Below are 26,007 nucleotides of genomic sequence, written 5' to 3'. Positions count from 1 at the left end.
TGAAAAAAGAACAGATCCTCAATATGAAAAGCGGATCGATGGATGTAGGAGGCTTGCACAATGGGAATGGATATACGTCTTGCCCGAATCGACGATCGGTTGATTCATGGTCAGGTCGCCACAGCTTGGTCGAAAATGACTGGTATCAATCGAATTATCGTGGTCAGTGATGAAGTCGCAAATGACCAATTACGAAAGTTTCTCTTGAAAGAAGCTGCTCCACCAGGAATCAAATCCAATGTGGTGACAGTAGCGAAAATGCTTGAGGTGGCGCATAACACATTATTTAATACGCAAAAAGTCATGTTATTATTTACCAACCCTCAAGATGTCGTGACTCTGGTTAAAGGAGGCATTGACATTCGTTCCGTCAATATCGGCGGTATGAGTTTTTCAATGGGAAAACGAATGATCACTAATTTCGTGTCAGTCAATGATCAAGATCTTGCTTCATTGCTTTACTTGCAAAACCAAGGCATTGAAGTGGAGATACGCAAAGTTCCAGCTGATCGTAAAATCTTTTTGAAGGATATTTTGGAAAAAGAAGGTAGTCACCCTTAGTTTTTCGATGTTGTTTTTTCTTTCGTATTCGTGTCACATTTTTCAATTTTGATATAGGAGGTAAAAAGATGGTAGGAATTATCCTAGCAAGTCATGGAGAATTTGCTAACGGCATTTTGCAATCTGGTTCAATGATCTTCGGCGAACAAGAAAATGTTAAAGCTGTTACATTGATGCCAAGTGAAGGTCCAGATGACATCAAGGCAAAAATGCAAGAAGCAATTGCTACATTTGACGATCAAGAAGAAGTATTATTCTTAGTTGATCTTTGGGGTGGTACTCCTTTCAACCAAGCGAACAGCTTGTTTGAAGATCACAAAGACAAATGGGCAATCGTTGCTGGTATGAATTTACCAATGGTGATCGAAGCCTATGCTTCACGTTTTTCAATGAATACAGCGCATGAAATTGCTGCGCATATCGTTGAAACAGCTAAAGAAGGGGTCAAGGTCAAACCAGAAGAACTTGAACCAGAAGAAGCTTCAGCACCAAAAGCAGTGCAAGACGATCAACCTAAAGGATCACTTCCTCCGGGAACTGTTCTAGGCGATGGCAAAATCAAAATCGTACTTGCTCGTGTCGATTCACGTTTGTTGCATGGTCAAGTTGCTACAGCTTGGACAAAATCAGTGAATCCATCTCGGATCATCGTTGTTTCTGACGCGGTGGCAAAAGATGACTTGCGTAAAAAACTGATCGAACAAGCAGCTCCTCCAGGAGTAAAAGCGAACGTCATTCCAGTGGACAAAATGATTGAAGTTTCTAAAGACCCTCGTTTCGGGAATACGAAAGCTTTACTATTATTTGAAAACCCACAAGATGTATTACGTGCTGTTGAAGGTGGCGTTGATATAACTGAAGTGAACGTTGGTTCAATGGCTCACTCTGTTGGGAAAGTTGTTGTAAGTAAAGTATTGTCGATGGGTACAGATGATGTGAATACATTTGAAGATTTGAAAGAACGCGGCATCAAATTCGATGTGCGTAAAGTACCAAATGACTCTCGAGACAACATGGATGAAATCTTACGCAAAGCCAAAAATGAATTGGCAAATAAATAGAAACGTATTCAACTAAATAGGAGGTCTATCATGACTATTATATCTATGGTATTAGTAGTACTCGTTGCCTTTTTAGCTGGTATGGAAGGGATCTTGGATGAATTCCAATTCCATCAACCGCTAATCGCGTGTACTTTGATCGGTTTAGTGACCGGTAATTTGGAAGCATGTATCATTTTGGGCGGATCATTACAAATGATCGCACTTGGATGGGCAAATATCGGTGCCGCTGTTGCACCTGATGCTGCATTGGCGTCTGTCGCATCTGCAATTATTTTAGTTTTAGGTGGACAAGGAACTGCTGGTGTTGATACAGCGATTGCCGTTGCGATCCCTCTAGCTGTTGCTGGGTTGTTCTTGACAATGATCGTTCGTACATTGGCTGTGCCAATCGTTCACTTTATGGATGCTGCTGCTGAAGAAGGCAACATTCGTAAAATCGAAATGTGGCACGTGATCGCTGTATGTATGCAAGGGGTTCGTATTGCGATTCCTGCAGCTGCATTGTTGGCTATCCCTGCTGCAACTGTTCAAAACTTCTTAGAATCAATGCCTGCATGGTTAACTGATGGTATGGCTATCGGTGGTGGTATGGTTGTTGCCGTTGGTTACGCAATGGTTATCAACATGATGGCAACTCGCGAAGTATGGCCATTCTTTATTATCGGTTTCGTAATCGCAGCTATCTCTCAATTGACATTGATCGCTATCGGTGCCTTGGCAGTAGCAATCGCATTGATCTACTTGAACCTAACTAAAATGGGCGGATCATCAAATGGAGGCGGCGGCAGCAACACTGGCGACCCTCTAGGCGATATCTTGAATGACTATTAGAATCGAAGGAGGAGAAAAAAATGGCAGAAAAAATTCAATTAAATAAAAAAGATCGTTTAGCCGTAGCATGGCGCTCTACCTTCATTCAAGGTTCATGGAACTATGAACGTATGCAAAATGGTGGTTGGGCATTCTCAATGATTCCAGCAATCAAAAAATTATACAAAACAAAAGAAGACCGTGCCGCTGCTTTGAAGCGTCACTTAGAATTCTTTAATACTCACCCATATATCGCATCACCAATCTTAGGTGTAACTTTAGCGTTAGAAGAAGAACGTGCCAATGGCGCGCCTGTCGATGACGTAGCGATCCAAGGGGTAAAAGTTGGGATGATGGGTCCTTTAGCCGGTGTCGGTGACCCTGTGTTCTGGTTTACTGTACGTCCGATGTTAGGTGCATTAGGTGCTTCTCTTGCTTTAGGCGGAAACATCTTAGGCCCAATCATCTTCTTCGTTGCTTGGAACATCATCCGTTGGGCATTTATGTGGTACACACAAGAATTCGGCTACCGTGCTGGTTCTAAAATCACAGATGACCTTTCAGGTGGTTTGCTACAAGATGTAACAAAAGGTGCTTCTATTTTAGGGATGTTCGTATTAGGGTCACTTGTTCAACGTTGGGTATCGATTTCCTTTGCACCAGTTGTCTCAAGCGTACCGCTTGATGAAGGTGCTTATGTCGACTGGGCGAACTTGCCTTCTGGTTCAGCTGGTTTGCAACAAGCCTTCCAACAAGTAGCTGAAGGCCGTGCATTGACTGATACAAAAGTAACAACATTGCAAAACAACTTGGATCAATTGATTCCTGGTTTAGCTGCACTATTGCTTACTTTGTTATGTATGTGGTTATTGAAGAAAAAAGTTTCTCCAATCGTCATTATTATCGGTCTATTCTTAGTCGGTATCGGTGGACACTTGATCGGATTGTTATAATCTTTTCAATGATAGGTGCTTGGGGAGACCCAAGCATCTTTTTATTTATTCGCCAAACATGCCGCAAACACGTATAATAGGTAATGATAAGACGATATAGAATGGAGTAAGCGCAAATGGTACAATCCCTTAATACAAAAGTTGATTTGACGATCGATGCTACGTCTTTTTTAGGTATCAATGAATACGGCAAAATAATGATCGGCGATAATGCCTTTGAGTTTTATAATGATCGTGACAAACGCAAGTTTATTCAAATACCTTGGGAAGATGTCGACTATGTGATCGCTTCGGTCTTGTTCAAAGGACGCTGGATCCCACGGTATGCGATTCGGACCAAAAAGAATGGGACATATACCTTCTCATCAAAAGAACCAAAAAAAGTTCTGCGGGCAATTCGCGAATACGTTGACCCAGATCATATGGTCCATTCTCTTGGCTTTTTCGATATCTTGAAACGGGCAATTACCCGTAGAAAATAACAAGAGAGCATATGTTTTTCCAATTGATTCTCAATATGTTACCCTTTTTATAAGAAAGTTTAGGAGGGGTTATTATGCACTTTTTATGGACATTGATCGTGGGAGCGGTCATCGGTTCAATCGGTGGCGCCATCGCAGGAGAAAAACGCGGTTGCATTTTTGATATCGTGGCAGGACTTGTGGGCGCATCAATCGGACAAGGCTTATTCGGCACTTGGGGACCGCAAGTGGCAGGAATGGCAATCGTGCCAGCAATCATTGGGGCAGTCATTTTCGTGGCTGTCGTATCATTCTTTTTGGGACGTAAAAGATAATTATCAAAGAAGCAATCCGTTGATTGGGTTGCTTTTTTTGTGGATTAAAGTTATCTAGAAAAGAACAACGAGAGAGCCAACTAGAGTCTTTTTAAAACACCATTCTTTAGGTTCGTATTGTTTGATTTTTTAGAAAACTTTTCGCTTACTTTCCGCTTTTTCTGGAAGTTTGTTATAATACTATCGTATAGAACAAGAAAGTAGGGAACGATACATGTTAAGAGTTGAAAAATTACGTGAAGCAATGAGAAAAGATTCGATTGATGGGTTCTTGATCACTAGCCCATACAATTTGCGTTACTTGACAAACTTTACTGGTACAACTGGTTTAGCAGTCATTACGTTGGACAAAGCTTTTTTTGTAACAGATTTCCGATATACAGAGCAAGCAGCTGCCCAAGCCCAAGGATTTGAGATCGTAAAAAATAGTGGACCGATTTTTGAAGAAGTTGCAACTATCTGCCAAAAGGAAGAAATCAATGTCTTAGCATTTGAAGAAAGTTTCGTCAGCTTTGCTGAATACTCCGTCTTAGAAGACTTGATTGAGGAATCCTCATTAGCTCCTGTATCTGGTATGATCGAGGCATTGCGGGAAGTCAAAGATGAGGAAGAAATCGCATTGATCCAACAAGCCTGCCATATCGCCGATCAAGGGTTCGAACATATTTTGAAAATGATCCGCCCAGGGATGACCGAAATCGAAGTGGCGAATCAGTTAGATTTCTTTATGCGTTCATTAGGTGCCACAAGCGTATCTTTTGAAACGATCGTGGCCAGTGGTCTTCGTTCAGCAATGCCCCATGGGGTTGCCAGTGAAAAAGTGATTGAACAAGGCGATCTGATCACGTTAGACTTTGGCTGTTACTATCAAGGCTATGTGTCTGATATGACCAGAACTTTTGCTGTGGGGGATCCTGGCGATAAATTGAAAGAAATCTATCAAATCGTGCTAGAAGCACAAGAAAAAGTCTTGGCAGCAGCAAAACCTGGAATGACCGGAATTGAGCTAGATGCGATCGCCCGGGATCACATAGCTTCCTTTGGCTACGGGGATGCTTTTGGTCATTCAACAGGCCATGGGATTGGTTTAGAAATCCACGAAGGACCAAATGTCTCCTTCCGTGCTGATAAAGCATTTGTTGTCGGAAACGTAATTACAGATGAACCAGGCATCTATCTTCCAGGAATTGGCGGCGTTCGTATCGAGGATGATCTTTTGATCACTGAAACTGGTAATAAAGTGTTGACACATTCACCGAAAGAATTGATCATTCTCTGATTCATCGACCTTGTTTTTCAGAAAATTCATTGAGAATAGTGGGTTATTATAGATTCTCAGTGCAGAAAATGATAAACTTAGAGCGAGAAGAAACACTGTGCCATGGATGTTATTGATTGAATCAAGCGCTGGCTTGTTTCAAACGGAAAAAACGAGCGATTTTTTTACAAACAATACGGTACAGCTGTTTAGAATGGAGGCAAAAACGTATGAATGAAGATAAAAACCTTGTATTAAATGCAAGTCCTGAATTAGGCGAAATCGTCATCGCGCCAGAAGTGATCGAGATCATTATTGGGATCGCTGCTTCTAAAGTGGAAGGTGTCTATGGGATGCGAGGAACACTGGCAAACAGTGTCACTGAATTACTAGGCCGCGCAGCTCATGGCAAAGGAGTCTACTTAACGATCGATGAAACAGGGATCAAAGTGGATATCTACTGCTATATCACTTATGGGATGTCAGTGCCTAAAGTGGCAATGGAGATCCAAGAACGGGTCAAACAGCAAGTCTTATTTATGACAGATGTGCAACTGGCTGAAGTAAATGTTCATGTTGTGGCAGTCGTGCCAGAAAAAGTAGATTTACCAGACATCGAAGAATTATTTGGAAACGACGAGGAAGAAAATGAGTAAAGAATTATCACGGCATGAAATACGGAAAATGGCGTTACAAGCTTTATTTCCACTAGACTTTAACAAAGATTTAACGAAACAAGATGCCATCATGCATGCCATCGAGTTGGAACACCATGAATTGATTGATGAAGAACAAGAGCATTTTGTCCCTGTTTATTTAGATCAATTAGTGGCAGGTGTCTGTCATTACAAAGAAGCCTTGGATGAAGTCATTCAAAGTCATCTAAAAGCCGGTTGGAAAATCCAGCGTTTATCAAAAATGGACGTGACGATTTTACGAATCGCTTTGTATGAAATGATCTATGTGGATAATGTGCCGAATCGTGTGGCTTTGAATGAAGCGATCGAATTAGCGAAAACCTTTAGTGACGATCAGTCAAGAAAGTTTGTCAACGGTATTTTATCGACAGTCAATCAAGAGCTAGAAACAAAAAACAACCAAGTAAGTGAGTAATTTTTAGCCTTAACACTATCGAACAAAAGAAAACAGCCTTTATTCGATCGAGGCAGAAACCGAACGATTTATGAGCAACCGCCTTGTTTTGACGGTCCTGCTTGATCGTTCGGTTTTTTTGCATACACTTTGTCGGTTCGACCTCGTTTTTTCCGAAAAAAGGGAGCCTTAGACGGTGTTTTTCTTTTCAGAAAATGCTATGATAGAAAACATGAAGAAGCAGATCGACAAACGATTGGTGCGTTTCTTTTTACAAAATAAGTCAGTATAATCAGGTTGGAGGAGTTGTCAGAATGGGTACATTGATCAATGGAAAAGAATTGGCTGAAAAAATGCAAGCGGCGTTTCTTTCAGAGACAGCAACACTAAAAGAGCAGGGTGTGACACCGGGATTAGTTGTTTTACTTGTTGGAGAAGACAAAGCAAGCCAGACTTATGTGAAAAATAAAGAACTAGCTGCGGCGAAAATCGGCATCAATTCCCGTGTTGCCCGCTATCCTGAATCCATTACTGAGGCAGAATTATTAGCAGAAATCGAACAGTTCAATAACGATGATGCCTTTCACGGCATTTTGGTTCAACTTCCTTTGCCAAAACATATCAATGAAGAAAAAGTGCTGTTAGCCATCAAACCGGAAAAAGATGTCGACGGTTTTCATCCAATCAATTTAGGAAAATTATTTGCCGGTGTACCTGACCGAATTCCTTGTACCCCTTATGGCATCATGAAAATGTTTGCTGCATATGGGATCGAATTGGAAGGGAAAAATGCTTTAGTTATCGGCCGCAGCAACATTGTCGGAAAACCGATGGCGCACTTGCTCTTAGGGGCAAATGCCACCGTGACTATTGCTCATTCAAAAACCAAAAATCTGCCTGAGTTAGCGAAGCAAGCGGACATTTTAGTCGTGGCGATCGGCCGCGGTCATTTTGTCACAAAAGACTTCGTAAAAGAAGGGGCCGTGGTGATCGATGTAGGAATGAATCGGGATGCCAATGGCAAGTTGATCGGCGATGTGAAATTTGATGAAGTCGAACCGATCGCTAGCTATATCACCCCGGTACCTAGAGGTGTAGGACCAATGACGATCACGATGTTGATGGCCCAAACGATCGAGGCAGCAAAGGAGACAATGAAAAACTAAATGGCGCAAGAATATTTAACGGTGACCGCATTAACAAAATATATCAAGCGTAAGTTTGACGTCGATCCGTATTTAGAGCGGGTTTATTTGACGGGGGAGATCTCTAATTTTCGTCGTCGCCCCAATCACCAATACTTTAGTTTAAAGGATGATGGTGCAAAAATTTCGACCGTCATGTTCAAGGGCGCTTTTGACAAGCTGCGCTTTCAACCAGAAGAGGGCATGAAAGTCATGGCGGTTGGACGTATCACCTTGTATGAGGCAAGCGGAAATTACCAGATGGTGATCGATCACATGGAACCAGATGGTGTCGGTGCCCTTTATCAAGCCTATGAACAATTAAAGCAGAAATTGGCAGCGGAAGGATTATTTTCTGCACCGAAGCAGTCGTTGCCGAAATACCCGAAACGCATCGCAGTCTTGACCAGTCCTAGTGGGGCGGTGATCAGAGATATCATCACGACGACCCAGCGGCGTTATCCCATTGCTCAGATCGTTTTGTATCCAACCGTGGTACAAGGCAACAAAGCCGCGGATGATGTGGTGAAAAATATCCAACGAGTCGAAGCCGATGGTACCTTTGATACTATGATCATCGGACGTGGGGGTGGGTCGATTGAGGACCTCTGGCCTTTCAATGAAGAACGAGTGGCAAGAGCCATTTTTGACGCAAAAACCCCCGTTATTTCTTCAGTGGGGCATGAAACCGATACGACGATTGCCGATTTAGTGGCGGATGTGCGGGCGGCAACTCCGACCGCAGCTGCCGAATTAGCAGTGCCCGTCCTATCAGAAGAGATTTTGCGGATCGAAGAAAGACAAGCCCGATTAGAGCAAGCTTTTATGCACCAGATCCAGTACAAACAAGAACGCTATCAGCGAGTGATTGGATCCTATGTTTTTCGACAACCAGAGCGCTTGTATGAGGCACAGTCCATCAAACTCGATCAGTTGCAGCAGCGGATGCAGCAAGGTCTGCAAACCTTGCTTTATGACAAGGATCGCCATGCACAGCAATTGATTTCACGGTTAGCACAACAACAACCAAAAGCGCGATTGCAAGCTAGTAACCAAGAGGTCAGTTATCTTTCCCAACGCTTAATGAAAGCCATGAAAGATATTTATGCAGCAAAAGAAAATCAATTTGCAAATGCAGTCCAATCTCTTGATTTGCTAAGCCCACTGAAAATCATGGGTCGGGGCTACAGCTATACCACGAAAAATGAGCAGGTGATCAAATCGATTGATACGATCGAGCCAGAAGACCAGCTGACGATCCATTACCAAGATGGCCAAGCACTTGTCGAAGTTATTAGTACAGAAGGAGTTAATCATGGCAAATCCAACATTTGAAGAATCATTACAAGAATTAGAACAAATTGTAACCCGTTTGGAACAAGGGGATGTTCCCTTAGAAGAGGCACTAGATGCTTTTCAAAAAGGGATGGTTTTGAGTAAGCAATGCAAGGACACTTTGAGTAAAGCAGAAAAGTCCTTAACAAAAATGATGACAGAATCTAACGAAGAAGTGCCTTTTGAAGAGGAAAACCAATGAGTGCTTTAACAGAATTCACAAAAGAACACGCCCCATTGATTGAAGAAGTCATGGAGCGCTTTGTCAAAGAACACACCTCTGATCAACGATTGTTTAAAAGCATGCAGTATTCGATCCAAGCTGGCGGCAAACGTATTCGCCCGCTTTTATTGGCAGCAACAGTCGCCGCTTTTCACAAACCCGTCAATACCGCGGTGTACCAGTGTGCGGCAGCCCTAGAAATGGTGCATACGTATTCGCTGATCCATGATGATCTGCCAGCAATGGACAACGATGATCTGCGTCGAGGCAAACCTACCAACCATAAGGTTTTTGGTGAAGCTTTAGCGATTTTAGCTGGAGATGGTCTTTTGACGGCTGCATTTCAATTAGTCGCTATGGCGGAGATCGAAGCCAATCAAAAAGTCTTGCTGCTGCAGCAATTGAGTAAAGCGGCGGGAACACAAGGCATGGTCGCCGGCCAAGCAGCTGATATTCAAGGAGAAAACCAAGCCCTTAGTCTTGAGGAACTGATGTCCATTCATGAACGGAAAACTGGAGAATTGATCCGCTTTGCGGTGATTGCTGGAGGTGTCTTAGCCGACCAGACGGAAGAAGTTCTGCATGAATTGGATCGCTTTGCCCAGCATATTGGGTTAGCCTTTCAAATTCGCGACGATCTGCTGGATGCCACTAGTACGACCGAAGAGCTAGGCAAAGTTGTCCGTCGAGATGACGAATTGGCGAAAAGTACCTATCCTGCTTTACTTGGCTTAGCAGGCGCGCAGCAAGCCTTGACAGAAGAATTAGGCAAGGCCAAAGAAATTCTGGCGCAATTAAGTCAATACGGTCAATTTACGCCGGATGTTTTATTGGCATTTGTGGAACGATTTGAGATTCGAGGGAACGCATGAAGAAAGAACGAGTAGATGTTTTAGCTGTCCAGCAAGGCCTGTTTGAGACCCGAGAGCAAGCCAAACGGGGAGTGATGGCTGGATTGGTGTACAAAGAAAAAAATAATGAGCGCCTAGATAAGCCGGGAGAAAAAATTGCCGCAGATACGCTGCTGCAGATCAAAGGCAAAAAGCTGCCTTATGTTTCTCGTGGTGGTCTCAAGTTAGAAAAAGCACTCAAAGTCTTTGATTTTGACGTAACCGATAAAATCATGTTAGACATCGGCGCATCCACCGGTGGTTTTACTGATGCGGCATTGCAAAATGGTGCCAAAAAAAGCTATGCATTGGATGTCGGTTACAATCAGTTAGCCTGGAAGCTGCGGCAAGATGAGCGAGTGATCGTAATGGAGCGGGTCAACTTCCGTTATGCAAAACCAACTGATTTTTTAGACGGTCTTCCAGATGCCGCTACGATCGATGTTTCTTTTATTTCACTTAAACTGATTTTACCCCCGCTATATGATATTTTGGTAGCGGATGGCGAAGTGATGGCGCTGATTAAACCGCAATTTGAAGCGGGCAAAGAAGCAGTCGGGAAAAATGGGATCGTTCGTGATCCCAAAACCCATGAACGAGTTTTGGAGGAAGTACTAGCATTTGCTAAGAAAACAAACTTCGATGTCTTAAACCTAAGTTTTTCACCAATCACTGGTGGCGAAGGGAATATCGAGTTTATCGTACATTTAAAGAAAAGCCTGCAAGAAGGTACCGCAGCAGGGATCGATATCCCGAAAGTTGTTGCATCAGCACATGAGACCTTTCATCAACCAAAATAAAGAATGGAAGAGAGTGGACATTTTACTTGTCGGCTCTCTTTCTTTCTTGCGCAAAATAGGATAAAATTAGTAGGAATTCATTCAGGAGGAACAAGAGATGAGAAAAAAAGAACGGCATCGCTTGATTACACGATTGTTAAGTGAACAAGATATTCAGAAACAAGAAGATTTTGTCGAGTTGTTAAAAGATCGCGGCGTCTCAGTCACACAAGCAACAATATCAAGAGATATCAAGGAATTGAAGTTAGTGAAAGTTCCTTCCCAAAAAGGTGGCTATCGCTACAGTATCCCACAAGAGACAACGGAAGACGTGAGTGGTAAACTAGATAAAATCCTAAAAACGGCTTTTGTTTCTGTCGATCGAATGGACAAATTTGTGATCCTGCGCACACTGCCAGGTAATGCCTCGGCTTTGGCGAATTTAATCGATAAACGTTATGCCAAGGAATTATTTGGCACGTTAAACGATGACGACAACGTCTTGATGATCACTAGAACAGAAGCAGATACCGAGAACCTATTCAGGGATTTCCAACGTTACGTTTAGAAGAGGAGGCAAGGGATGCTTTTAGAATTGTCGATCCAAAATTTTGCGATTATTTCCAACTTGCACTTATCTTTCCATGAGGGAATGACGGCACTGACAGGTGAGACAGGTGCCGGGAAATCAATTATTATCGATGCGATGGGTTTGCTAGCAGGCGGTAGAGGTTCCAGCGACTACTTGCGTCAAGGAGCAGAGAAATGCCGTTTAGAAGGGATCTTCGAATGGCCGAATCAGCAGGAGTTCAAAGACTTGACCGCAGATTTAGGTATTGATGAAGAAGAAGTTTTGATCGTACAACGAGATATCTCTCAATCGGGGAAAAATATTTGTCGTGTCAATGGTCGAACCGTTACCTTGTCGGTTTTGCGTCAAATCGGTTTATTCTTGGTCGATATCCAAGGACAAAATGAGCATCAAGAGCTGCTGCAGCCAGAAAAACATTTGACCTTGATGGATGGGTTTGGGGATGATAGCTTTAAAGCGGAGCTTGCGGATTACCGTCAAGCCTATCAAAGCTATCGCTCTTTAGAAAAACACGTCAGGACCATTCAAGAAAATGAACAGCTATATGTCCAGCGAATGGACATGTTGCGTTTTCAACAAGAAGAAATCGCCCAAGCAGAATTGATGGAAAATGAAGAAGAACTGCTGATCGATGAACGAGAAAAACTGACCAATTATCAAAAAATCGTGGATGCTCTAGGGCAAAGCTATGGTGCCTTATCTGCCGAAGAAGTCAATAGCCTAGATGGGGTCAGTGTAGCTTTATCCGAGATCCAGTCAATCGCCCATCTTGATCCGGCTTACGAAAAAATCAGTGAAGCGATCCAAAGTGCGTATTACTTGTTGCAAGATGCAGCCACTGATATTTCGCGGCAAGTCGACAATCTTGAATTAGATGAAGGCCGACTGGAAGAAGTCATTTCACGGCTGGAAACGATTCGTCAATTGAAGCGCAAATACGGGGAGTCGATTCCTGTGATTCTTGCTTATTATGATGAGATCACTAAAGAAATCAGCGAGTCTGCCTATACAGAAGGTCAGTTGGAGCAATTAGAAGAAGAGCTTGCCCAAAAAGCTGAATCAGTCTGGCAGCTGGCGGAAGCCTTGCACGTCAAACGACGTGAACTGGCTCATCGTTTAGAAAAAGAAATCGTTCAAGAGTTAAAAGAGCTGTATATGGAGCACGCACAATTTGAAGTACGGTTTGCACCTGGCTCAAAACAATTGAGTAGCAGCGGATTTGACACCGTAGAATTTTATTTGACCACAAATCCTGGTGAAGGCATGAAGCCGTTGGTGCGGGTTGCTTCTGGGGGAGAACTTTCACGGATCTTACTGGCCCTCAAATCAATTTTCTCTCGGAAACAAGGAATCACCAGTATTGTTTTTGACGAAGTTGATACTGGGGTCAGTGGCCGAGTAGCCCAAGCAATTGCTGAAAAAATCGCCAAGATCGCAGCCAATTCGCAAGTTTTGTGTATCACTCACTTGCCGCAAGTAGCTGCTGTAGCGGATAATCAATATTTTATTGAAAAAGCAATTCAAGAAGGACGGACAGAAACCCACGTCCGTAAACTATCTAAAGAAGAACGGGTGGCAGAGATCGCCCGTATGCTCTCAGGTTCAGAAATCACCGATTTAACGGTCGAACATGCACGAGAACTATTGGCCCTTGCACACCGATAAAAATTGGGAAACATTCGTAGAAAGATTCAGGAGATGATGGACCAGCAAGTTTCGTCTGCCATCCTTTCCTGATCTTCTTTTTTGCAGGAGGATATGATGAGAAAAAGAACAAAAGTTTTGATTGGTGTATTGGTCACCGTTGTTATTTTAACTATTGCCGGTTGGATCGGTTGGCAACAACTACACTACCCAGCAGTTGATGCTGCAGTCACAGCTGCGAAAGAGGCAGAAGATGAGGGGAATGTCCTTTATTTTGCTGGAGATGAAGAAAAGCCATTGGTCATTTTCTATCCCGGCGCCCTTGTCGATGCGGAAAGCTATAGTGTATGGGCAGCAGGTCTAGCGGAAAAAGGCTATCCTGTCGCGATCGTTAAAATGCCCTTTAACATGGCTGTTTTATCAGGCAATCGTGCAGAAGAGGTCTTGAAAGAAATTCCCCATAACTCCTATGTCATTGGTGGTCATTCATTAGGTGGGGTAATGGCGAGCCGTTTTGCAGCGAATCAATTGGCTGCAAACGACAAGGATTTAAAAGGGGTCTTTTTCTTCGCAAGCTATCCCGATGAAAAAGGGTCTTTGGCTGATCAGTCGATTTCTGTGCTATCGTTGACAGGGAGTCAAGATCAGGTGGTCAATCAAGAAAATTGGCAAGCTGCCCGTAGCTTCCTTCCAGAATCTACCACGTTCCAAACGATCGAAGGCGGCAATCATGCTGGCTTTGGTACCTATGGGTTACAAAAAGGAGAAGCCGCCGCTGATTTATCAAATGAAGCGCAGCAAAAAGCCATCGTTGAGCAGATGGCTGCGTGGCTAAGTGAATTAGAGTAAAAAAAGACGGCAGAAGATGCATAGAAATGCTTCTTTCTGCCGTTTCGATTCAACAGACATTTTGGGGAAATGTTGATGAAATCGTGAAAACGCTGAACATAACAACATATTGTACTTGATTGGGGAAGCAAGATTAATAATTATGTTCTTTTAAAATACGTTTCCTCTCACAGTATAGCATAGCATACCTTCTGGATGCACGTAATTTAATTAAGAAATTCTGTCAATTTTTTTACGAAACAGTTATTTTGAAAAAGAAAAAAAGCGTTTTAAATAATCGAACGGACGCTGTTCCAGAAAAAAAAGCAAATAATAATTTTCATTAAATTCAACTAATGGTAAAATGAAAATAATTGATTTTTAAGATCAATGACTTACGAAAGTACAAGGAGCGTTATGATGAAAAAATTTAAACTTCTAAGTCCTATTATCGGATTGGTTATTTTACTCTCAGGATGTGCAAGCTGGGCAGATAGAGGAGAATCGATCACCGCAGTCGGTTCCTCTGCTTTGCAGCCGCTAGTAGAAACAGTTGCAGAAGAATTTCAAAACTCAAATCCAGGACGGTTCATCAATGTCCAAGGAGGCGGAAGCGGAACCGGACTAAGTCAAGTCCAAGCCGGTGCAGTCGATATCGGAAATTCTGATTTGTTTGCGGAAGAAAAGCCAGGAATCGATGCGGATGCCCTTGTTGATCATCGGGTGGCAACGGTGGGAATCACACCAATCGTTAACAAAGGAGTTGGTATCACAGACATTTCCACAGAAGATCTAAAAAATATCTTCTTAGGAAAGATCACCAATTGGAGCGAAGTCGGTGGAAATGATCTGCCGATCGTTTTATTGAACCGGGCGACAGGTAGTGGTACGAGAAGCACGTTTGAAAAATGGATCATGGATGGCGAAACCGCTATTCCTTCTCAAGAGCAAGATTCTAGTGGGATGGTACGCTCGATCGTTTCTGATACACCAGGGGCTATTAGCTACGTTGCATTTTCTTATGTGACTGATGAAGTCAATGTCCTTTCAATTGATGGCGTTGAACCTACGATTGAAAATGTGACGACGAATGATTGGAAAGTTTGGGCGTATGAGCATATGTATACAAAAGGAGAACCAACCGGATTAACTGCTGAGTTTTTAGAATATATGCTTTCTGACGAAGTCCAAGAGCATATCGTTGGGGATCTAGGCTATATTCCAATTTCCATCATGCAGGTGGAAAGAGACTGGGAAGGCAACATTGTTGAATAATCTTTACACAAAATTTACACAAGCTTTAACAGAAATTGATGTTGAACCGATAAACTAATGGTTATGAGTTTAGTTTGATTTTTGAGGAGGAACCCTCGTGGAAAATGTAAAAGAAGTGTTAACAAAAAAATCTAAGCGCGCAAGAATGGAACAAAGAGGAAAACTAATCAGTTTTCTTTGTATCGCGTTGATTGTTTTGGTTGTGATCTCCATTTTTTATTTCGTTGCTAGCCGAGGATTAGCGACATTCTTTGTAGACAAAGTCAATGTGTTTGACTTTTTGTTTGGTACCCAATGGAATCCGAGTGCTGTGGGACCTGATGGACAACCGTTAGTTGGTGCCTTGCCGATGATTCTAGGATCGTTCTTCGTAACGTTCTTATCAGCGATCGTGGCAACACCTTTTGCCATCGGTGCAGCCGTCTTTATGGTAGAAATCTCACCTCGTAATGGAGAGAAGATCTTGCAGCCGGTCATCGAACTTTTAGTCGGTATCCCTTCAGTTGTTTATGGATTCATCGGTTTGTCTGTCGTTGTACCAGCAGTCCGCTCCGTTTTTGGCGGTACTGGTTTTGGGATCTTGGCAGGGACGTTTGTCCTGTTTATCATGATCTTACCGACAGTGACTACGATGACTGTCGACGCTTTGCGGGCAGTTCCACGGCATTATCGTGAAGCTTCGTTAGCTTTAGGTGCGACTCGCTGGCAAACGATTTACAAAGTTGTTTTACGAGCAGCTGTTCCTGGTATTTTAACAGCGGTTGTTTTTGGAATGGCGCGGGCGTTTGGTGAAGCATTGGCGATTCAAATGGTTATTGGTAATGCGGCATTGATGCCAACTAGCTTAGTGACACCAGCTTCAACATTGACTTCTATCCTAACGATGGGTATCGGAAATACGATCATGGGGACAGTCCAAAATAATGTTTTATGGTCATTAGCCTTGATCTTGTTATTGATGTCCTTACTATTTAACATTGTTATTCGCTTTATTGGGAAGAAAGGAGCCTTGAAATAATGAATGCAAAACGTTCAGATAAAATTGCTACCGGCGTCTTGTATGCCGTTGCTGGAATCATTGTTTTGATTTTGGCTTCCTTATTACTGTACATTTTGGTTCGGGGGGTTCCTCACATTAGCTGGGAATTTCTGACCTCTTCTTCAAAAGCGTATCAAGAAGGCGGCGGGATCGGCATCCAATTGTTCAATTCCCTTTATTTGCTTTTAGTAACAATGATCATTAGCTTCCCGATTTCTTTAGGAGCGGGGATCTACTTATCAGAGTATGCAAAGAAAAACTGGTTGACGGATATCATTCGGACATCGATCGAGATCTTGAGCTCACTGCCTTCAGTGGTTGTCGGTCTCTTTGGTTTCTTAGTCTTTGTTATTCAGTTTGGTTATGGCTTTTCAATTATTTCTGGTGCCTTGGCATTGACCTTCTTCAATTTGCCACTATTGACGAGAAATGTAGAAGAATCACTTCAAGCAATTCATTACACGCAACGTGAAGCAGGCTTGTCTCTTGGTTTGTCACGTTGGGAAACGGTCACACGCATCATTGTTCCAGAAGCAACACCAGGGATTTTGACTGGGGTCATTCTAAGTTCTGGTCGGATTTTTGGTGAAGCAGCAGCGCTGATCTATACTGCAGGACAAAGTGCACCGGCCCTTGATTTTACAAACTGGAATCCATTGAGTGTTTCCAGCCCGATCGGTCTTTTCCGACAAGCGGAGACGCTGGCAGTCCATATTTGGAAAATCAATACAGAGGGCACGATGCCTGATGGCGCACAAGTTTCAGCTGGAGCTTCGGCAGTATTGATCATTGCCGTCTTGCTATTTAACTTTGGCGCCCGTGCAGCTGGCAAACGGTTGTACAAGAAAATGACGTCAGCATAAGGAGAATGACAGTATGAACGATTACAATTGGGATGATCGAAATATCATTACCTTCGATAAACCAGAAGATGTGGCGCTTTATACCACTGACTTGCATGTATGGTATGGATCAAATGAAGCCATCAAAGGCATTGATCTACAATTTGAAAAGAATAAAATCACCGCATTGATCGGTCCCTCTGGTTGCGGAAAATCAACGTATCTGCGTTCCTTGAATCGAATGAATGACGGAATCGCAAATACGAGAGTCACAGGAAACATCATGTACAAAGGGGTCGACGTGAACACAAAAGAAGTCGATGTCTTCGAAATGCGTAAGCGGATCGGCATGGTTTTCCAACGACCAAACCCTTTCAGTAAATCGATCTATGACAACATCGCCTTTGCTTTGCGACGTCATGGAGAAAGAAACAAAAAGAAATTGGATGAAGCAGTCGAAACCAGCTTGAAACAAGCCGCACTTTGGGATCAAGTAAAGGACAGCTTAGACAAAAGTGCTTTGGCATTGTCCGGTGGACAGCAGCAACGTCTGTGTATCGCTCGAGCAATTGCGATGAAACCAGATATTTTGCTTCTAGATGAACCAGCTAGTGCCCTTGACCCCATCTCAACCGGGACAGTGGAAGAAACTCTTATCAACTTGAAAAACGACTATTCAATCATCATCGTGACCCACAACATGCAGCAAGCTGCTCGGATCAGCGATTATACCGCCTTTTTCTACTTAGGAAATGCGATCGAGTACGATGAGACCCGTAAGATATTTACTCGTCCAAAAATTAAAGCAACAGAAGATTACGTATCCGGTCATTTTGGCTGAGCCGATTCGATCAGTAAACGGAGGCAAAACAATGGCAGAAGAAATTATTACATCGAAAGATCTGCATTTATACTACGGAAAAAAAGAAGCATTAAAAGGAATCGACCTTTCCATCAAAAAAGGCGAGATCACTGCGATGATCGGTCCTTCAGGTTGTGGGAAATCGACCTACTTGCGTTCTCTTAATCGAATGAATGATTTGATCCCTGGTGTGACAATTACAGGAAGTGTTGTCTATAAAGGGAAAGACATTTATAGTCCGAAGCAAGACATCGTTGATTTGCGTAAAGAAATCGGGATGGTTTTTCAGCAACCGAATCCATTTCCCTTTTCAATTTACGAAAATGTGATTTATGGGTTAAAATTAAAAGGAGTCACGGACAAGGCGATTCTTGATAAGACGGTAGAGGAAAGCTTGAAAGCAGCGTCTGTCTGGGAAGATGTCAAAGATAAGCTTCACCAAAGTGCGCTATCTTTATCCGGTGGACAACAGCAGCGGGTATGCATCGCTCGGGTATTGGCTGTCGATCCAGAAATCATTTTGCTGGATGAACCAACCAGTGCGTTAGACCCAATTTCATCTGGGAAAATCGAGAATACCCTTTTGGCACTGAAAGAACGCTATACCATGATCATCGTGACTCACAACATGTCACAAGCTTCAAGAATCTCAGATAAAACCGCGTTCTTTTTGGACGGCAACTTGATCGAGTTTAATGACACGAAAAAAGTGTTCCTAAGTCCAAGCAAAAAAGAAACAGAAGATTATATCTCAGGAAGATTTGGTTAGGAGGAAAAGGGATGTTGCGTACACAGTTTGAAGAAGAATTATTAAATCTACACAATCAATTTTATGAGATGGGGATGCTAGTCAGCAGCGCGATCCACAAATCCGTACGAGCATATGTCAGACATGATAAAGCAATTGCTCAAGAAGTGATTGAAAATGATTTGGCGATCAACAATATGGAAGTTCGTTTGGAGAAAAAGAGCTTTGAAATGATTGCTTTGCAACAACCAGTAACCACCGATCTACGAATGATCATTACTGTAATGAAAGCCAGCTCTGACTTGGAACGAATGGGAGACCATGCAGTATCGATCGCGAAGTCAACGATTCGGGTCAAAGGTGAAACACGGATCGCCGAAATCGAAAAAGAAATTTCTGATATGTCGGATTATGTGAAGAAAATGGTCGATAATGTTTTAGTTGCCTATGTAAAAACTGACCAAGAAGATGCCCGTATGATCGCCCAAATGGATGATCGGGTCAATGAGTATTACAAAGACATCTATTACAAAACGATCGAGAGTATGAAAGAAAATCCGGAAACCGTTGTTAGTGGAACCGATTATTTATCTGTTGCACAGTACTTAGAACGTATCGGTGACTACGTAACGAATATTTGTGAATGGATCGTGTATCTTGCTACTGGGAAAATCAGTGAATTGAATACAAACCGTACGGAAATGATTTAAGAAACCAGCTTAGGTTCTTGATCACTTATCTCTTTTAAAAGAGATGGGACAGACCGCCGAAAGAAGTTGACCTTTAAGGAGTAACTTCTCTCGGCGGTCTTTTTGATTTGGAAGAATCACTGAAATAGATGACGTGAACAAGATAGACAAATTATAAAATGGCTTCCCTAAAGATGGACAATGGAAATCGATTCTATCGTACCCGAATTTTTCAAGTTGAACCTTCGGCTCTTTTCATCCCCGACCCGCAGTGAAATGAACAATAGATCATTTACTCTAGCAGGCCTATTCCTCAAGGCTGCTATTAGCTGAAACTTTTGTTTCCAATGGTTTTTCGTGGTACTGTTAAGATAAGGAAGATCGTTTTGTGCCTAAAGTAATGAAGAAAAGTGCCGGTTCTGCTTGCCAATCTGCAGATTGAGAAAAACTTGGTACTTAAGACCTATGACACTTTTGCAAAAACAAGGCATAATAGGTTCGTAAGCTAAACTTGCAATCACACATTTGCTGAAGGAGGCAATTTCCATGAACGAAAGAGAACGTATATTGGATCTAGTAAAAAAAGGTGTGCTTTCTACAGAAGAAGCCTTAGATTTACTAGAAGGTATGGCAAAAGCCAAAGACGAAAAACAAATTAACAAAGCTGCTGCTGAGGTAACCGCGGATAAGAATGCGACAAGCCCATTTGATGATACTGAAAATGACGATGAGATGTTCACGTTTGACGGCGAAGAAAAACTTCGTCAAAACGAAGCGCAAGACAAAGAAAATCTTGAAAAGATTCTTGATGGCTTAGCAACGGAAGCCAACCAAGCATCTGCTGAGTTGGACGAAATCAATGCTGAAATTCTTGGCGTCAAAGAAGAATTAAAAGAAGCGCAAGAAACTCTGATGCAATTGAATACCAAAGAAGAATTGGATCAATTGTCAGAAGAGGAATTGGCAACACGTCATGAAACAGAAGCGACCATTACTGGCTTAGAAGAAACGTTAGATGGCTTAACCGAAGAAAAAGCAGAATTGGAAGCAAAACTAAAAAATATTCGCAAAGACCAATGGTCTCAAACGAAAGAGAAAATCTCTCAAAAATTAGATATTCCAGAAGATTGGAAAGAGCAAGCGACCGATACTATCAATCAAGTAAGTGAAAAAATGGTCGATGCCAGCACCCACTTCGGACACTTCTTGAAGAAAACGGTTCGAGCAGTAACGGATTCTGTTAACGACAACATGGAATGGAAAGATATCAACTTGAAAGTTCCCGGTGTTGCAGCGACGAAATTTGAACACACATTCAGCTATGACGAAACGGCAGCGACATTGATCGATGTGAAGTTAGCCAACGGCAGTGTTTCCTTCCAATTATGGGATGAACCAGGTGTCAAAGTAGATGCCAAAATCAAACTATATGGTAAAATGGATGCGGCGGAGCCTTTCGATGCTTTTGAAGCAAGAAGCCAAATCAATGTTGATGATGAACGCATCTCCTTCCAAATTCCAAACAAACGCATTCGTGCCGATCTGGTTTTCTATTTACCAAAACGTACCTATGATCATGTGGCAGTAAAACTATTGAACGGAAATGTTACATTCAATGAATTGGATGCAAAAGATGTTTATACAAAATCAACAAATGGCAATATCGATTTCCGCAAAGTAAACGCATCGATGTTAGAGATTGAAGGCGTGAATGGAACGATCACTGTTCAAGAGGGTGAGATTTTAGATGCCATCATCGAAACAGTGAATGGCGACGTGACGTTGACAGCCACACCACAAAACACCGGTATTTCTTTAGTAAACGGCAATATCCGTGTGACCTACAAAGAAGAAACGGTCCAAAAATTAAACGCCAGCTCTGTAAATGGCAATGTTAAAGTAGCATTACCTGCAGGGATCGGTTTTGAAGGGATCGCCAAAACAAGTTTAGGTAGCATTAACAATCGCTTAAGTGAGATGGAAGTTGTACGGGAGAAAAAAGAACGCCTAAACCAACTATTGCAATTCCGTCGGGTTGCCGATAAAGTCGCACAAATCGATCTATCCACAACAACAGGAAATGTCTTTATCAAAGATACAGATAAATAAGAATAGTTGAGTATACACTCATTAAAGAAAAGAAGGAAGGTGTAGATAAATGAACAAAAAATTAACAAAATCAGCCAATAACGTCGTCATTACAGGGACTCTAGGGGGTCTGGCAGAATACTTGCGAATCGATCCAACTATCGTTCGCGTGATCTATGTCTTTCTATCTTTAGTGACTGCTGGGTTCCCTGGAATCACTTTATATATCATCATGGCGGTCTTGATTCCTTCAGGACGCAAGAGCACCTCAGGATATGGTCATGACAATCGATATTACAAACAAAACAAATACAATGAAGCAAATCGTCCCCGTAAAGAAGCGGAAAAGGTAGAGGATGAGGACTGGAGTGACTTCTAGTGTCTTATTTTCAACGGCTTATCATGAATACACTGACGTTTGTCACATTGGCGGTTCTATTACCAAATATGATCCACGTTCAAAGCATTATGACTGCAGTGATCGCCAGTTTTGTACTGTCGATCCTGAATGCTTTGATTAAACCAATTCTGATCGTCATTTCATTTCCATTGACTTTACTGACGCTTGGGTTTTTCACCTTTGTGATCAATGCGCTCATGCTGAATTTGACTTCGTATTTTGTTGGGTCAGCCAACTTCGGCTTTTCCTCGTTTGGGGCTGCTTTATTAGTGGCACTGATCATGTCAGTGATCAATATGATCGTGACCGAACACCATATCGAAAAATATTCACGTTAAAAAGACGTTTCACGTTTTCTCCTACTAGCTACGAAGCTAGTGGAGAAACGGAAACGTCTTTTTTTAGTTTAACTGTTCTTCTTTGATGGCTGACAGATACGTATCTACTGCCTGTAACGTTTCATCAAGCGCTCCTTTTTCAAAAGGTGAACGTAGATGAGCCAGAGCCAGGATCTCAAGAAATGTTTTCGTGCCGCCGACTTCGCAAATGGCCAAATAATCTTGCCAAGCGGTTTCGTCTTTTGCCACGATGAATCGATACCAAAATTGGAACGCACACACTTGTGCCAATGTGTAATCGATATAGTAGAAAGGTGATTCAAAAATATGCCCCTGTCTGAACCAATACAAGCCACGATCAAGGTCAGGATATTCTGAATAATCCCGTTCTGGGCAATACTGGCGCTCTAATTCCCGCCAACGGGCTTTGCGCTGTGCTGGTGACCACTCAGGATGCTCATAAACCTCTTGTTGGAAGTGATCCACTAAAACGCCATAAGGCAGAAATTGCAGGCTGCTAGCAAGATGCGCAAATTTGTATTTTTCTGTTTCTTCTTCGAAAAAGGCATCCATCCATGGCCAGGCGATAAACTCCATCGACATTGAATGGATCTCGCAAGATTCATAATTGGGAAAGAGAATTTCCGGTTCTTTGATCCAACGAGAGCGAAAGGCTTGAAAGGCGTGGCCAGCTTCGTGGGTCAAAACATCGACATCGCCCGAAGTACCGTTAAAGTTGGCAAAGATAAATGGCGATTGATATTCTTGGATAAAGGTACAGTAGCCGCCAGATTGTTTGCCTTTTTTGCTGAGGAGATCAAGCAAGTCATGTTCGACCATAAAGTCAAAAAATTCGCCAGTTTCAGGGGATAGTTCCTGATACATCACACGGGCTTTTTCCACTAGTTCTTCAGGTGTTCCTTTAGGCTCTGCGTTGCCACTAGGATAAACAAGTGGCAAGTCGGTAAAAGTTGCTTGTGCCAATTGATTACGCTGTGCCTGTCTTTGGTACAGTTTTTGGGTGATTGGGACGACTTTTTCTAAAATTTCACGACGATAGGTCTCGATCATTGAACGATCGTAGTCCCAACGATTCATTTGCGTATCCGCAAAGGCGACGTAATTTTCAAAGCCGAGCTTATGGGCGATCTCGGTACGAACCTTGACCATCTCGTCATAAATTTGGTCAAAACGGTCTTCATTTTCCGTGAAGAAAGCCGTTTGTTTTTCAAACGCTTCTTTACGAACGCTGCGATCTTTATTTTCGGTAAATGGTCGCAGTTGTGCGAGGGTATAGGTTTCTCCTTGGAAGTCGATTTGGGCAGAAGCGACCAATTTGCTGTAATCAGAAGCCAATTGGTTTTCTTTTTGAAACAATTCGATCAAGGCCTCATCAAAAAGCTTCACACGGCTTTCGGCATATAAAAAAAGTGTTTCTGGATATTCGGCTTTTAATTCATCTAAGACCGGTGAAGCCAAGAGTGCTTGATAGAATTGAAAATCCAGAGCTTCAAAATGAGGCTGGTATTCATTCCAGAAAGTGTCTTCTGTTTCATAAAAGGCATCGTTGGTATCGATCGAATAACGGATCGAAGCCAAGTTCATTGCGGTATCGATCGTTCCTCTTAGTTCGTTCAAAGCATCAAGAGCTTGCTTCGCCTCCGAGAAGGTATCGGCTGACTGAAGGTTTGCTAATGCTTTTTTGAATGTTTCTTGATAGACTGGAAAATCAGGGCGTTGATACGTGTATGCTGAAAATTTCATTAAAAATCCCTCCTTAGTAAAATAATAACACAAACGAAAAAGAATGAGGACTTCTATTGGCGAAGGTAGTAACTTTACTGATAGAATGATAAAATAGAACCAGAGTGTCGTTTACAAGAAGCAGCGGCAAGAATCATTGAGAAAAGAGGGGAAACCTATGGCAGAAACCGTCAAAGTCAGCGAGCTGGCGGAGGCTTTAAATTTAGAGATAGTTGAAGGAACTGAAAACAGTTTAGAAAGAGAAATCATTACCGGCGATATTTCCCGACCTGGTTTGGAATTGACGGGTTATTTTAATTACTATTCCCATGATCGTCTGCAATTATTCGGCAGCAAAGAGATCACCTTTGCGGAACGAATGATGCCAGAAGAACGCTTGATGGTGATGCGCAAAATGTGTGCCGATGATACACCGGGATTTATTGTTTCTCGCGGCTTGGAAGTACCAGCAGAAATGATTCAAGCCTGCAAAGAACATGAGATTACGATTCTACGTTCGCCCATCTCAACGTCACGTCTGCAAGGAGAGCTTTCTAGTTTTCTCGATGGGCGTTTAGCAACAAGAACCAGTGTCCATGGGGTATTAGTGGATGTCTATGGCTTGGGCGTTTTGATCCAAGGCGATAGCGGAATTGGTAAAAGCGAAACAGCATTAGAGTTGATCAAACGTGGGCATCGGTTGATCGCTGATGACCGTGTGGATGTGTATAAGCAAGATGAGTTGACTTTGGTGGGGGAACCGCCGAAAATCTTGCAACACTTGATCGAGATCCGGGGAATCGGGATCATCGATGTCATGAATCTTTTTGGTGCCAGTGCCGTACGAGGGTATATGCAGGTTCAAGTAGCGGTGTATTTAGAAGCTTGGGCGAAAGACAAAAAGTATGATCGACTAGGAACCGATGATACGACGGTTGAAATTGGTGGCGTTGATGTACCACAAATCAAAATCCCCGTGAAAACTGGTCGAAATGTTGCGATCATTATCGAAGTTGCTGCCATGAATTTCCGGGCGAAAACGATGGGTTATGATGCAACGAAGACCTTTGAAAATCGATTGACGCAATTGATCGAAGAAAATTCTGGAAACTAGAGAGGATAAGATAGATGTTAGGTTTAGTAAATCGAGTCGCATTTGAATTATTTGGTTTGCCGATTTATTGGTATGCGATCATTATCGTATCAGGCGTGATCATTGCTATGTGGTTAAGTACGAGAGAGGCGGTTCGTGTCGGGCTCAAGCCAGATGACGTGACTGATTTTATGTTGATTGGATTGCCAGTATCGATCATTGGTGCGCGGCTTTATTATATTCTATTTGACTTGCAATACTACATTGATGACCCGAGTCAAATTTTCAATATTCGGTCTGGTGGGATCGCTATCTACGGTGCATTGATTGCCGGGGGGATTTGGCTGTACTTTTTCTGCCAACGAAATTTTATTTCTCCCTGGACCTTTTTAGATATCGCTGCACCAAGTGTCCTATTGGCACAAGGCATCGGGCGTTGGGGCAACTTCATGAATCATGAAGCATTTGGAGCCGAAGTCAGCCGCTCCTTCTTAGAAAGTTTGTATATACCGAAATTTATTATCGATAATATGTATATCGACGAAGCGTATCGGCAGCCGACGTTTCTTTATGAATCGGTTTGGAATGTGATCGGATTTATCGTTTTGATTTTCTTGCGCAAGAAAACTGGGTTATTAAAAGAAGGCGAAGTTTTCTTGAGCTACTTAATTTGGTATGGGTTCGGACGCTTCTTTATTGAAGGAATGCGCACCGATAGTTTATACTTATTTGGGGATATCCGTGTGTCACAAGCACTTTCCGCTTTATTATTCTTTGGAGCGATTGGGCTATTGATCTGGCGTCGGAAAAACCAAACTTTAAAAGACTACAATCGCAGCTTTGGCAAAAACCAAACGATTATCTAAACAGTTATTTTATCG

The 26,007-nt window shown here is 42.5% G+C and carries 29 protein-coding genes; 28 read left to right on the top strand and 1 reads right to left on the bottom strand.

Annotated features, from left to right (window positions below; translation table 11 throughout):
* Positions 1-66 precede the first annotated feature (66 nt).
* The 26 genes from ACIPK1_RS09795 to ACIPK1_RS09670 all read left to right on the top strand — a co-directional run bounded on the left by ACIPK1_RS09795 (position 67) and on the right by ACIPK1_RS09670 (position 22,290).
* Positions 67-561, top strand: a complete 495-nt coding sequence (locus tag ACIPK1_RS09795) for a mannose/fructose/sorbose PTS transporter subunit IIB (protein ID WP_026008065.1) — start codon at positions 67-69, stop codon at positions 559-561.
* Between the two features lie 68 nt (positions 562-629).
* The gene (locus tag ACIPK1_RS09790; protein WP_008378493.1) at positions 630-1,622 is read left to right on the top strand and encodes a mannose/fructose/sorbose PTS transporter subunit IIA; all 993 of its coding nucleotides are present in this window, start codon (positions 630-632) and stop codon (positions 1,620-1,622) included.
* A gap of 30 nt (positions 1,623-1,652) precedes the next feature.
* On the top strand, positions 1,653-2,456 hold the full coding sequence (locus ACIPK1_RS09785; RefSeq protein WP_008378492.1) for a PTS mannose/fructose/sorbose transporter subunit IIC: 804 nt from the start codon (positions 1,653-1,655) through the stop codon (positions 2,454-2,456).
* Positions 2,457-2,476: 20 nt separating this feature from the next.
* Positions 2,477-3,388 carry a PTS system mannose/fructose/sorbose family transporter subunit IID gene (locus ACIPK1_RS09780; protein WP_005235347.1) on the top strand — a complete coding sequence of 304 codons (912 nt, stop codon included), beginning with the start codon at positions 2,477-2,479 and terminating at the stop codon, positions 3,386-3,388.
* Positions 3,389-3,504: 116 nt separating this feature from the next.
* Positions 3,505-3,870: a DUF956 family protein gene (locus ACIPK1_RS09775; RefSeq protein WP_005235348.1), complete on the top strand. Its 366-nt coding sequence runs from the start codon at positions 3,505-3,507 to the stop codon at positions 3,868-3,870.
* A gap of 74 nt (positions 3,871-3,944) precedes the next feature.
* On the top strand, positions 3,945-4,184 hold the full coding sequence (locus ACIPK1_RS09770; RefSeq protein ID WP_005225767.1) for a GlsB/YeaQ/YmgE family stress response membrane protein: 240 nt from the start codon (positions 3,945-3,947) through the stop codon (positions 4,182-4,184).
* Positions 4,185-4,398: 214 nt separating this feature from the next.
* Positions 4,399-5,463, top strand: coding sequence for a Xaa-Pro peptidase family protein (locus ACIPK1_RS09765; protein ID WP_005235349.1), 1,065 nt, complete (start codon positions 4,399-4,401; stop codon positions 5,461-5,463).
* A 209-nt stretch (positions 5,464-5,672) separates the two neighbouring features.
* Positions 5,673-6,098, top strand: coding sequence for an Asp23/Gls24 family envelope stress response protein (locus ACIPK1_RS09760; RefSeq protein ID WP_005225770.1), 426 nt, complete (start codon positions 5,673-5,675; stop codon positions 6,096-6,098).
* Complete coding sequence (nusB, locus tag ACIPK1_RS09755; protein WP_005235350.1) at positions 6,091-6,555, top strand: transcription antitermination factor NusB; 465 nt, start codon at positions 6,091-6,093, stop codon at positions 6,553-6,555. Before ACIPK1_RS09760 ends, nusB begins: the two co-directional genes overlap by 8 nt.
* A 293-nt stretch (positions 6,556-6,848) precedes the next feature.
* The gene (locus ACIPK1_RS09750; RefSeq protein WP_005235351.1) at positions 6,849-7,700 is read left to right on the top strand and encodes a bifunctional methylenetetrahydrofolate dehydrogenase/methenyltetrahydrofolate cyclohydrolase; all 852 of its coding nucleotides are present in this window, start codon (positions 6,849-6,851) and stop codon (positions 7,698-7,700) included.
* Positions 7,701-9,053: an exodeoxyribonuclease VII large subunit gene (xseA, locus tag ACIPK1_RS09745; protein ID WP_005235354.1), complete on the top strand. Its 1,353-nt coding sequence runs from the start codon at positions 7,701-7,703 to the stop codon at positions 9,051-9,053. It abuts the gene before it with no gap.
* Positions 9,034-9,255: an exodeoxyribonuclease VII small subunit gene (locus tag ACIPK1_RS09740; RefSeq protein ID WP_005235356.1), complete on the top strand. Its 222-nt coding sequence runs from the start codon at positions 9,034-9,036 to the stop codon at positions 9,253-9,255. The genes xseA and ACIPK1_RS09740 overlap by 20 nt, the downstream gene beginning before the upstream one ends.
* On the top strand, positions 9,252-10,148 hold the full coding sequence (locus ACIPK1_RS09735; protein WP_005235358.1) for a polyprenyl synthetase family protein: 897 nt from the start codon (positions 9,252-9,254) through the stop codon (positions 10,146-10,148). Before ACIPK1_RS09740 ends, ACIPK1_RS09735 begins: the two co-directional genes overlap by 4 nt.
* A complete protein-coding gene (locus ACIPK1_RS09730) occupies positions 10,145-10,966 on the top strand; it encodes a TlyA family RNA methyltransferase (RefSeq protein WP_016620449.1) in 822 nt (273 codons plus the stop codon). The genes ACIPK1_RS09735 and ACIPK1_RS09730 overlap by 4 nt, the downstream gene beginning before the upstream one ends.
* A 97-nt stretch (positions 10,967-11,063) precedes the next feature.
* The gene (gene argR / locus ACIPK1_RS09725; RefSeq protein ID WP_005235362.1) at positions 11,064-11,513 is read left to right on the top strand and encodes an arginine repressor; all 450 of its coding nucleotides are present in this window, start codon (positions 11,064-11,066) and stop codon (positions 11,511-11,513) included.
* A gap of 15 nt (positions 11,514-11,528) precedes the next feature.
* Positions 11,529-13,202, top strand: coding sequence for a DNA repair protein RecN (recN, locus tag ACIPK1_RS09720; RefSeq protein ID WP_016620448.1), 1,674 nt, complete (start codon positions 11,529-11,531; stop codon positions 13,200-13,202).
* Between the two features lie 96 nt (positions 13,203-13,298).
* Positions 13,299-14,030, top strand: coding sequence for an alpha/beta hydrolase (locus ACIPK1_RS09715; protein WP_008378480.1), 732 nt, complete (start codon positions 13,299-13,301; stop codon positions 14,028-14,030).
* 399 nt (positions 14,031-14,429) lie between these two features.
* Positions 14,430-15,284, top strand: a complete 855-nt coding sequence (locus ACIPK1_RS09710) for a phosphate ABC transporter substrate-binding protein PstS (protein WP_008378479.1) — start codon at positions 14,430-14,432, stop codon at positions 15,282-15,284.
* A 97-nt stretch (positions 15,285-15,381) separates the two neighbouring features.
* Positions 15,382-16,302: a phosphate ABC transporter permease subunit PstC gene (pstC, locus tag ACIPK1_RS09705; protein ID WP_005235375.1), complete on the top strand. Its 921-nt coding sequence runs from the start codon at positions 15,382-15,384 to the stop codon at positions 16,300-16,302.
* Positions 16,302-17,186 carry a phosphate ABC transporter permease PstA gene (gene pstA, locus ACIPK1_RS09700; RefSeq protein WP_008378478.1) on the top strand — a complete coding sequence of 295 codons (885 nt, stop codon included), beginning with the start codon at positions 16,302-16,304 and terminating at the stop codon, positions 17,184-17,186. Before pstC ends, pstA begins: the two co-directional genes overlap by 1 nt.
* Positions 17,187-17,199: 13 nt before the next feature.
* Positions 17,200-18,006 carry a phosphate ABC transporter ATP-binding protein PstB gene (pstB, locus tag ACIPK1_RS09695; protein WP_005225783.1) on the top strand — a complete coding sequence of 269 codons (807 nt, stop codon included), beginning with the start codon at positions 17,200-17,202 and terminating at the stop codon, positions 18,004-18,006.
* A gap of 31 nt (positions 18,007-18,037) precedes the next feature.
* The gene (gene pstB / locus ACIPK1_RS09690; protein ID WP_005235379.1) at positions 18,038-18,796 is read left to right on the top strand and encodes a phosphate ABC transporter ATP-binding protein PstB; all 759 of its coding nucleotides are present in this window, start codon (positions 18,038-18,040) and stop codon (positions 18,794-18,796) included.
* 11 nt (positions 18,797-18,807) lie between these two features.
* Positions 18,808-19,485 carry a phosphate signaling complex protein PhoU gene (phoU, locus tag ACIPK1_RS09685; RefSeq protein WP_008378477.1) on the top strand — a complete coding sequence of 226 codons (678 nt, stop codon included), beginning with the start codon at positions 18,808-18,810 and terminating at the stop codon, positions 19,483-19,485.
* 525 nt (positions 19,486-20,010) lie between these two features.
* On the top strand, positions 20,011-21,573 hold the full coding sequence (gene liaX, locus ACIPK1_RS09680; RefSeq protein WP_400450655.1) for a daptomycin-sensing surface protein LiaX: 1,563 nt from the start codon (positions 20,011-20,013) through the stop codon (positions 21,571-21,573).
* Positions 21,574-21,622: 49 nt separating this feature from the next.
* Complete coding sequence (locus tag ACIPK1_RS09675; RefSeq protein WP_005235384.1) at positions 21,623-21,931, top strand: PspC domain-containing protein; 309 nt, start codon at positions 21,623-21,625, stop codon at positions 21,929-21,931.
* Positions 21,931-22,290 (top strand): phage holin family protein, encoded by a 360-nt coding sequence (locus tag ACIPK1_RS09670; protein ID WP_005225788.1) that lies wholly within the window; start codon positions 21,931-21,933, stop codon positions 22,288-22,290. The genes ACIPK1_RS09675 and ACIPK1_RS09670 overlap by 1 nt, the downstream gene beginning before the upstream one ends.
* 63 nt (positions 22,291-22,353) lie before the next feature.
* Here the strand turns inward: ACIPK1_RS09670 and ACIPK1_RS09665 are convergent, their stop codons facing one another.
* A complete protein-coding gene (locus tag ACIPK1_RS09665) occupies positions 22,354-24,054 on the bottom strand; it encodes a M3 family oligoendopeptidase (RefSeq protein ID WP_400450653.1) in 1,701 nt (566 codons plus the stop codon).
* 157 nt (positions 24,055-24,211) lie between these two features.
* On the opposite strand from ACIPK1_RS09665, the gene hprK reads away from it, so the two are divergent.
* On the top strand, positions 24,212-25,147 hold the full coding sequence (gene hprK, locus ACIPK1_RS09660; RefSeq protein ID WP_005235388.1) for an HPr(Ser) kinase/phosphatase: 936 nt from the start codon (positions 24,212-24,214) through the stop codon (positions 25,145-25,147).
* 14 nt (positions 25,148-25,161) lie between these two features.
* A complete protein-coding gene (gene lgt, locus ACIPK1_RS09655) occupies positions 25,162-25,992 on the top strand; it encodes a prolipoprotein diacylglyceryl transferase (protein WP_005235390.1) in 831 nt (276 codons plus the stop codon).
* The last annotated feature ends 15 nt before the right edge of the window (positions 25,993-26,007 follow it).

The sequence above is a fragment of the Enterococcus sp. NPDC086594 genome (assembly GCF_044746145.1).
Lineage (GTDB): Bacteria > Bacillota > Bacilli > Lactobacillales > Enterococcaceae > Enterococcus_D > Enterococcus_D entomosocium.
This window is presented reverse-complemented; position numbering and strand designations above follow the sequence as displayed.

Coding starts and splice junctions, on each gene's coding strand:
- ACIPK1_RS09795 (WP_026008065.1), top strand. CDS start 67: ATGGATATACGTCTTGCCCGAATCGACGATCGGTTGATTCATGGTCAG.
- ACIPK1_RS09790 (WP_008378493.1), top strand. CDS start 630: ATGGTAGGAATTATCCTAGCAAGTCATGGAGAATTTGCTAACGGCATT.
- ACIPK1_RS09785 (WP_008378492.1), top strand. CDS start 1,653: ATGACTATTATATCTATGGTATTAGTAGTACTCGTTGCCTTTTTAGCT.
- ACIPK1_RS09780 (WP_005235347.1), top strand. CDS start 2,477: ATGGCAGAAAAAATTCAATTAAATAAAAAAGATCGTTTAGCCGTAGCA.
- ACIPK1_RS09775 (WP_005235348.1), top strand. CDS start 3,505: ATGGTACAATCCCTTAATACAAAAGTTGATTTGACGATCGATGCTACG.
- ACIPK1_RS09770 (WP_005225767.1), top strand. CDS start 3,945: ATGCACTTTTTATGGACATTGATCGTGGGAGCGGTCATCGGTTCAATC.
- ACIPK1_RS09765 (WP_005235349.1), top strand. CDS start 4,399: ATGTTAAGAGTTGAAAAATTACGTGAAGCAATGAGAAAAGATTCGATT.
- ACIPK1_RS09760 (WP_005225770.1), top strand. CDS start 5,673: ATGAATGAAGATAAAAACCTTGTATTAAATGCAAGTCCTGAATTAGGC.
- nusB (WP_005235350.1), top strand. CDS start 6,091: ATGAGTAAAGAATTATCACGGCATGAAATACGGAAAATGGCGTTACAA.
- ACIPK1_RS09750 (WP_005235351.1), top strand. CDS start 6,849: ATGGGTACATTGATCAATGGAAAAGAATTGGCTGAAAAAATGCAAGCG.
- xseA (WP_005235354.1), top strand. CDS start 7,701: ATGGCGCAAGAATATTTAACGGTGACCGCATTAACAAAATATATCAAG.
- ACIPK1_RS09740 (WP_005235356.1), top strand. CDS start 9,034: ATGGCAAATCCAACATTTGAAGAATCATTACAAGAATTAGAACAAATT.
- ACIPK1_RS09735 (WP_005235358.1), top strand. CDS start 9,252: ATGAGTGCTTTAACAGAATTCACAAAAGAACACGCCCCATTGATTGAA.
- ACIPK1_RS09730 (WP_016620449.1), top strand. CDS start 10,145: ATGAAGAAAGAACGAGTAGATGTTTTAGCTGTCCAGCAAGGCCTGTTT.
- argR (WP_005235362.1), top strand. CDS start 11,064: ATGAGAAAAAAAGAACGGCATCGCTTGATTACACGATTGTTAAGTGAA.
- recN (WP_016620448.1), top strand. CDS start 11,529: ATGCTTTTAGAATTGTCGATCCAAAATTTTGCGATTATTTCCAACTTG.
- ACIPK1_RS09715 (WP_008378480.1), top strand. CDS start 13,299: ATGAGAAAAAGAACAAAAGTTTTGATTGGTGTATTGGTCACCGTTGTT.
- ACIPK1_RS09710 (WP_008378479.1), top strand. CDS start 14,430: ATGAAAAAATTTAAACTTCTAAGTCCTATTATCGGATTGGTTATTTTA.
- pstA (WP_008378478.1), top strand. CDS start 16,302: ATGAATGCAAAACGTTCAGATAAAATTGCTACCGGCGTCTTGTATGCC.
- pstB (WP_005225783.1), top strand. CDS start 17,200: ATGAACGATTACAATTGGGATGATCGAAATATCATTACCTTCGATAAA.
- pstB (WP_005235379.1), top strand. CDS start 18,038: ATGGCAGAAGAAATTATTACATCGAAAGATCTGCATTTATACTACGGA.
- phoU (WP_008378477.1), top strand. CDS start 18,808: ATGTTGCGTACACAGTTTGAAGAAGAATTATTAAATCTACACAATCAA.
- liaX (WP_400450655.1), top strand. CDS start 20,011: ATGAACGAAAGAGAACGTATATTGGATCTAGTAAAAAAAGGTGTGCTT.
- ACIPK1_RS09675 (WP_005235384.1), top strand. CDS start 21,623: ATGAACAAAAAATTAACAAAATCAGCCAATAACGTCGTCATTACAGGG.
- ACIPK1_RS09665 (WP_400450653.1), bottom strand. CDS start 24,054: ATGAAATTTTCAGCATACACGTATCAACGCCCTGATTTTCCAGTCTAT.
- hprK (WP_005235388.1), top strand. CDS start 24,212: ATGGCAGAAACCGTCAAAGTCAGCGAGCTGGCGGAGGCTTTAAATTTA.
- lgt (WP_005235390.1), top strand. CDS start 25,162: ATGTTAGGTTTAGTAAATCGAGTCGCATTTGAATTATTTGGTTTGCCG.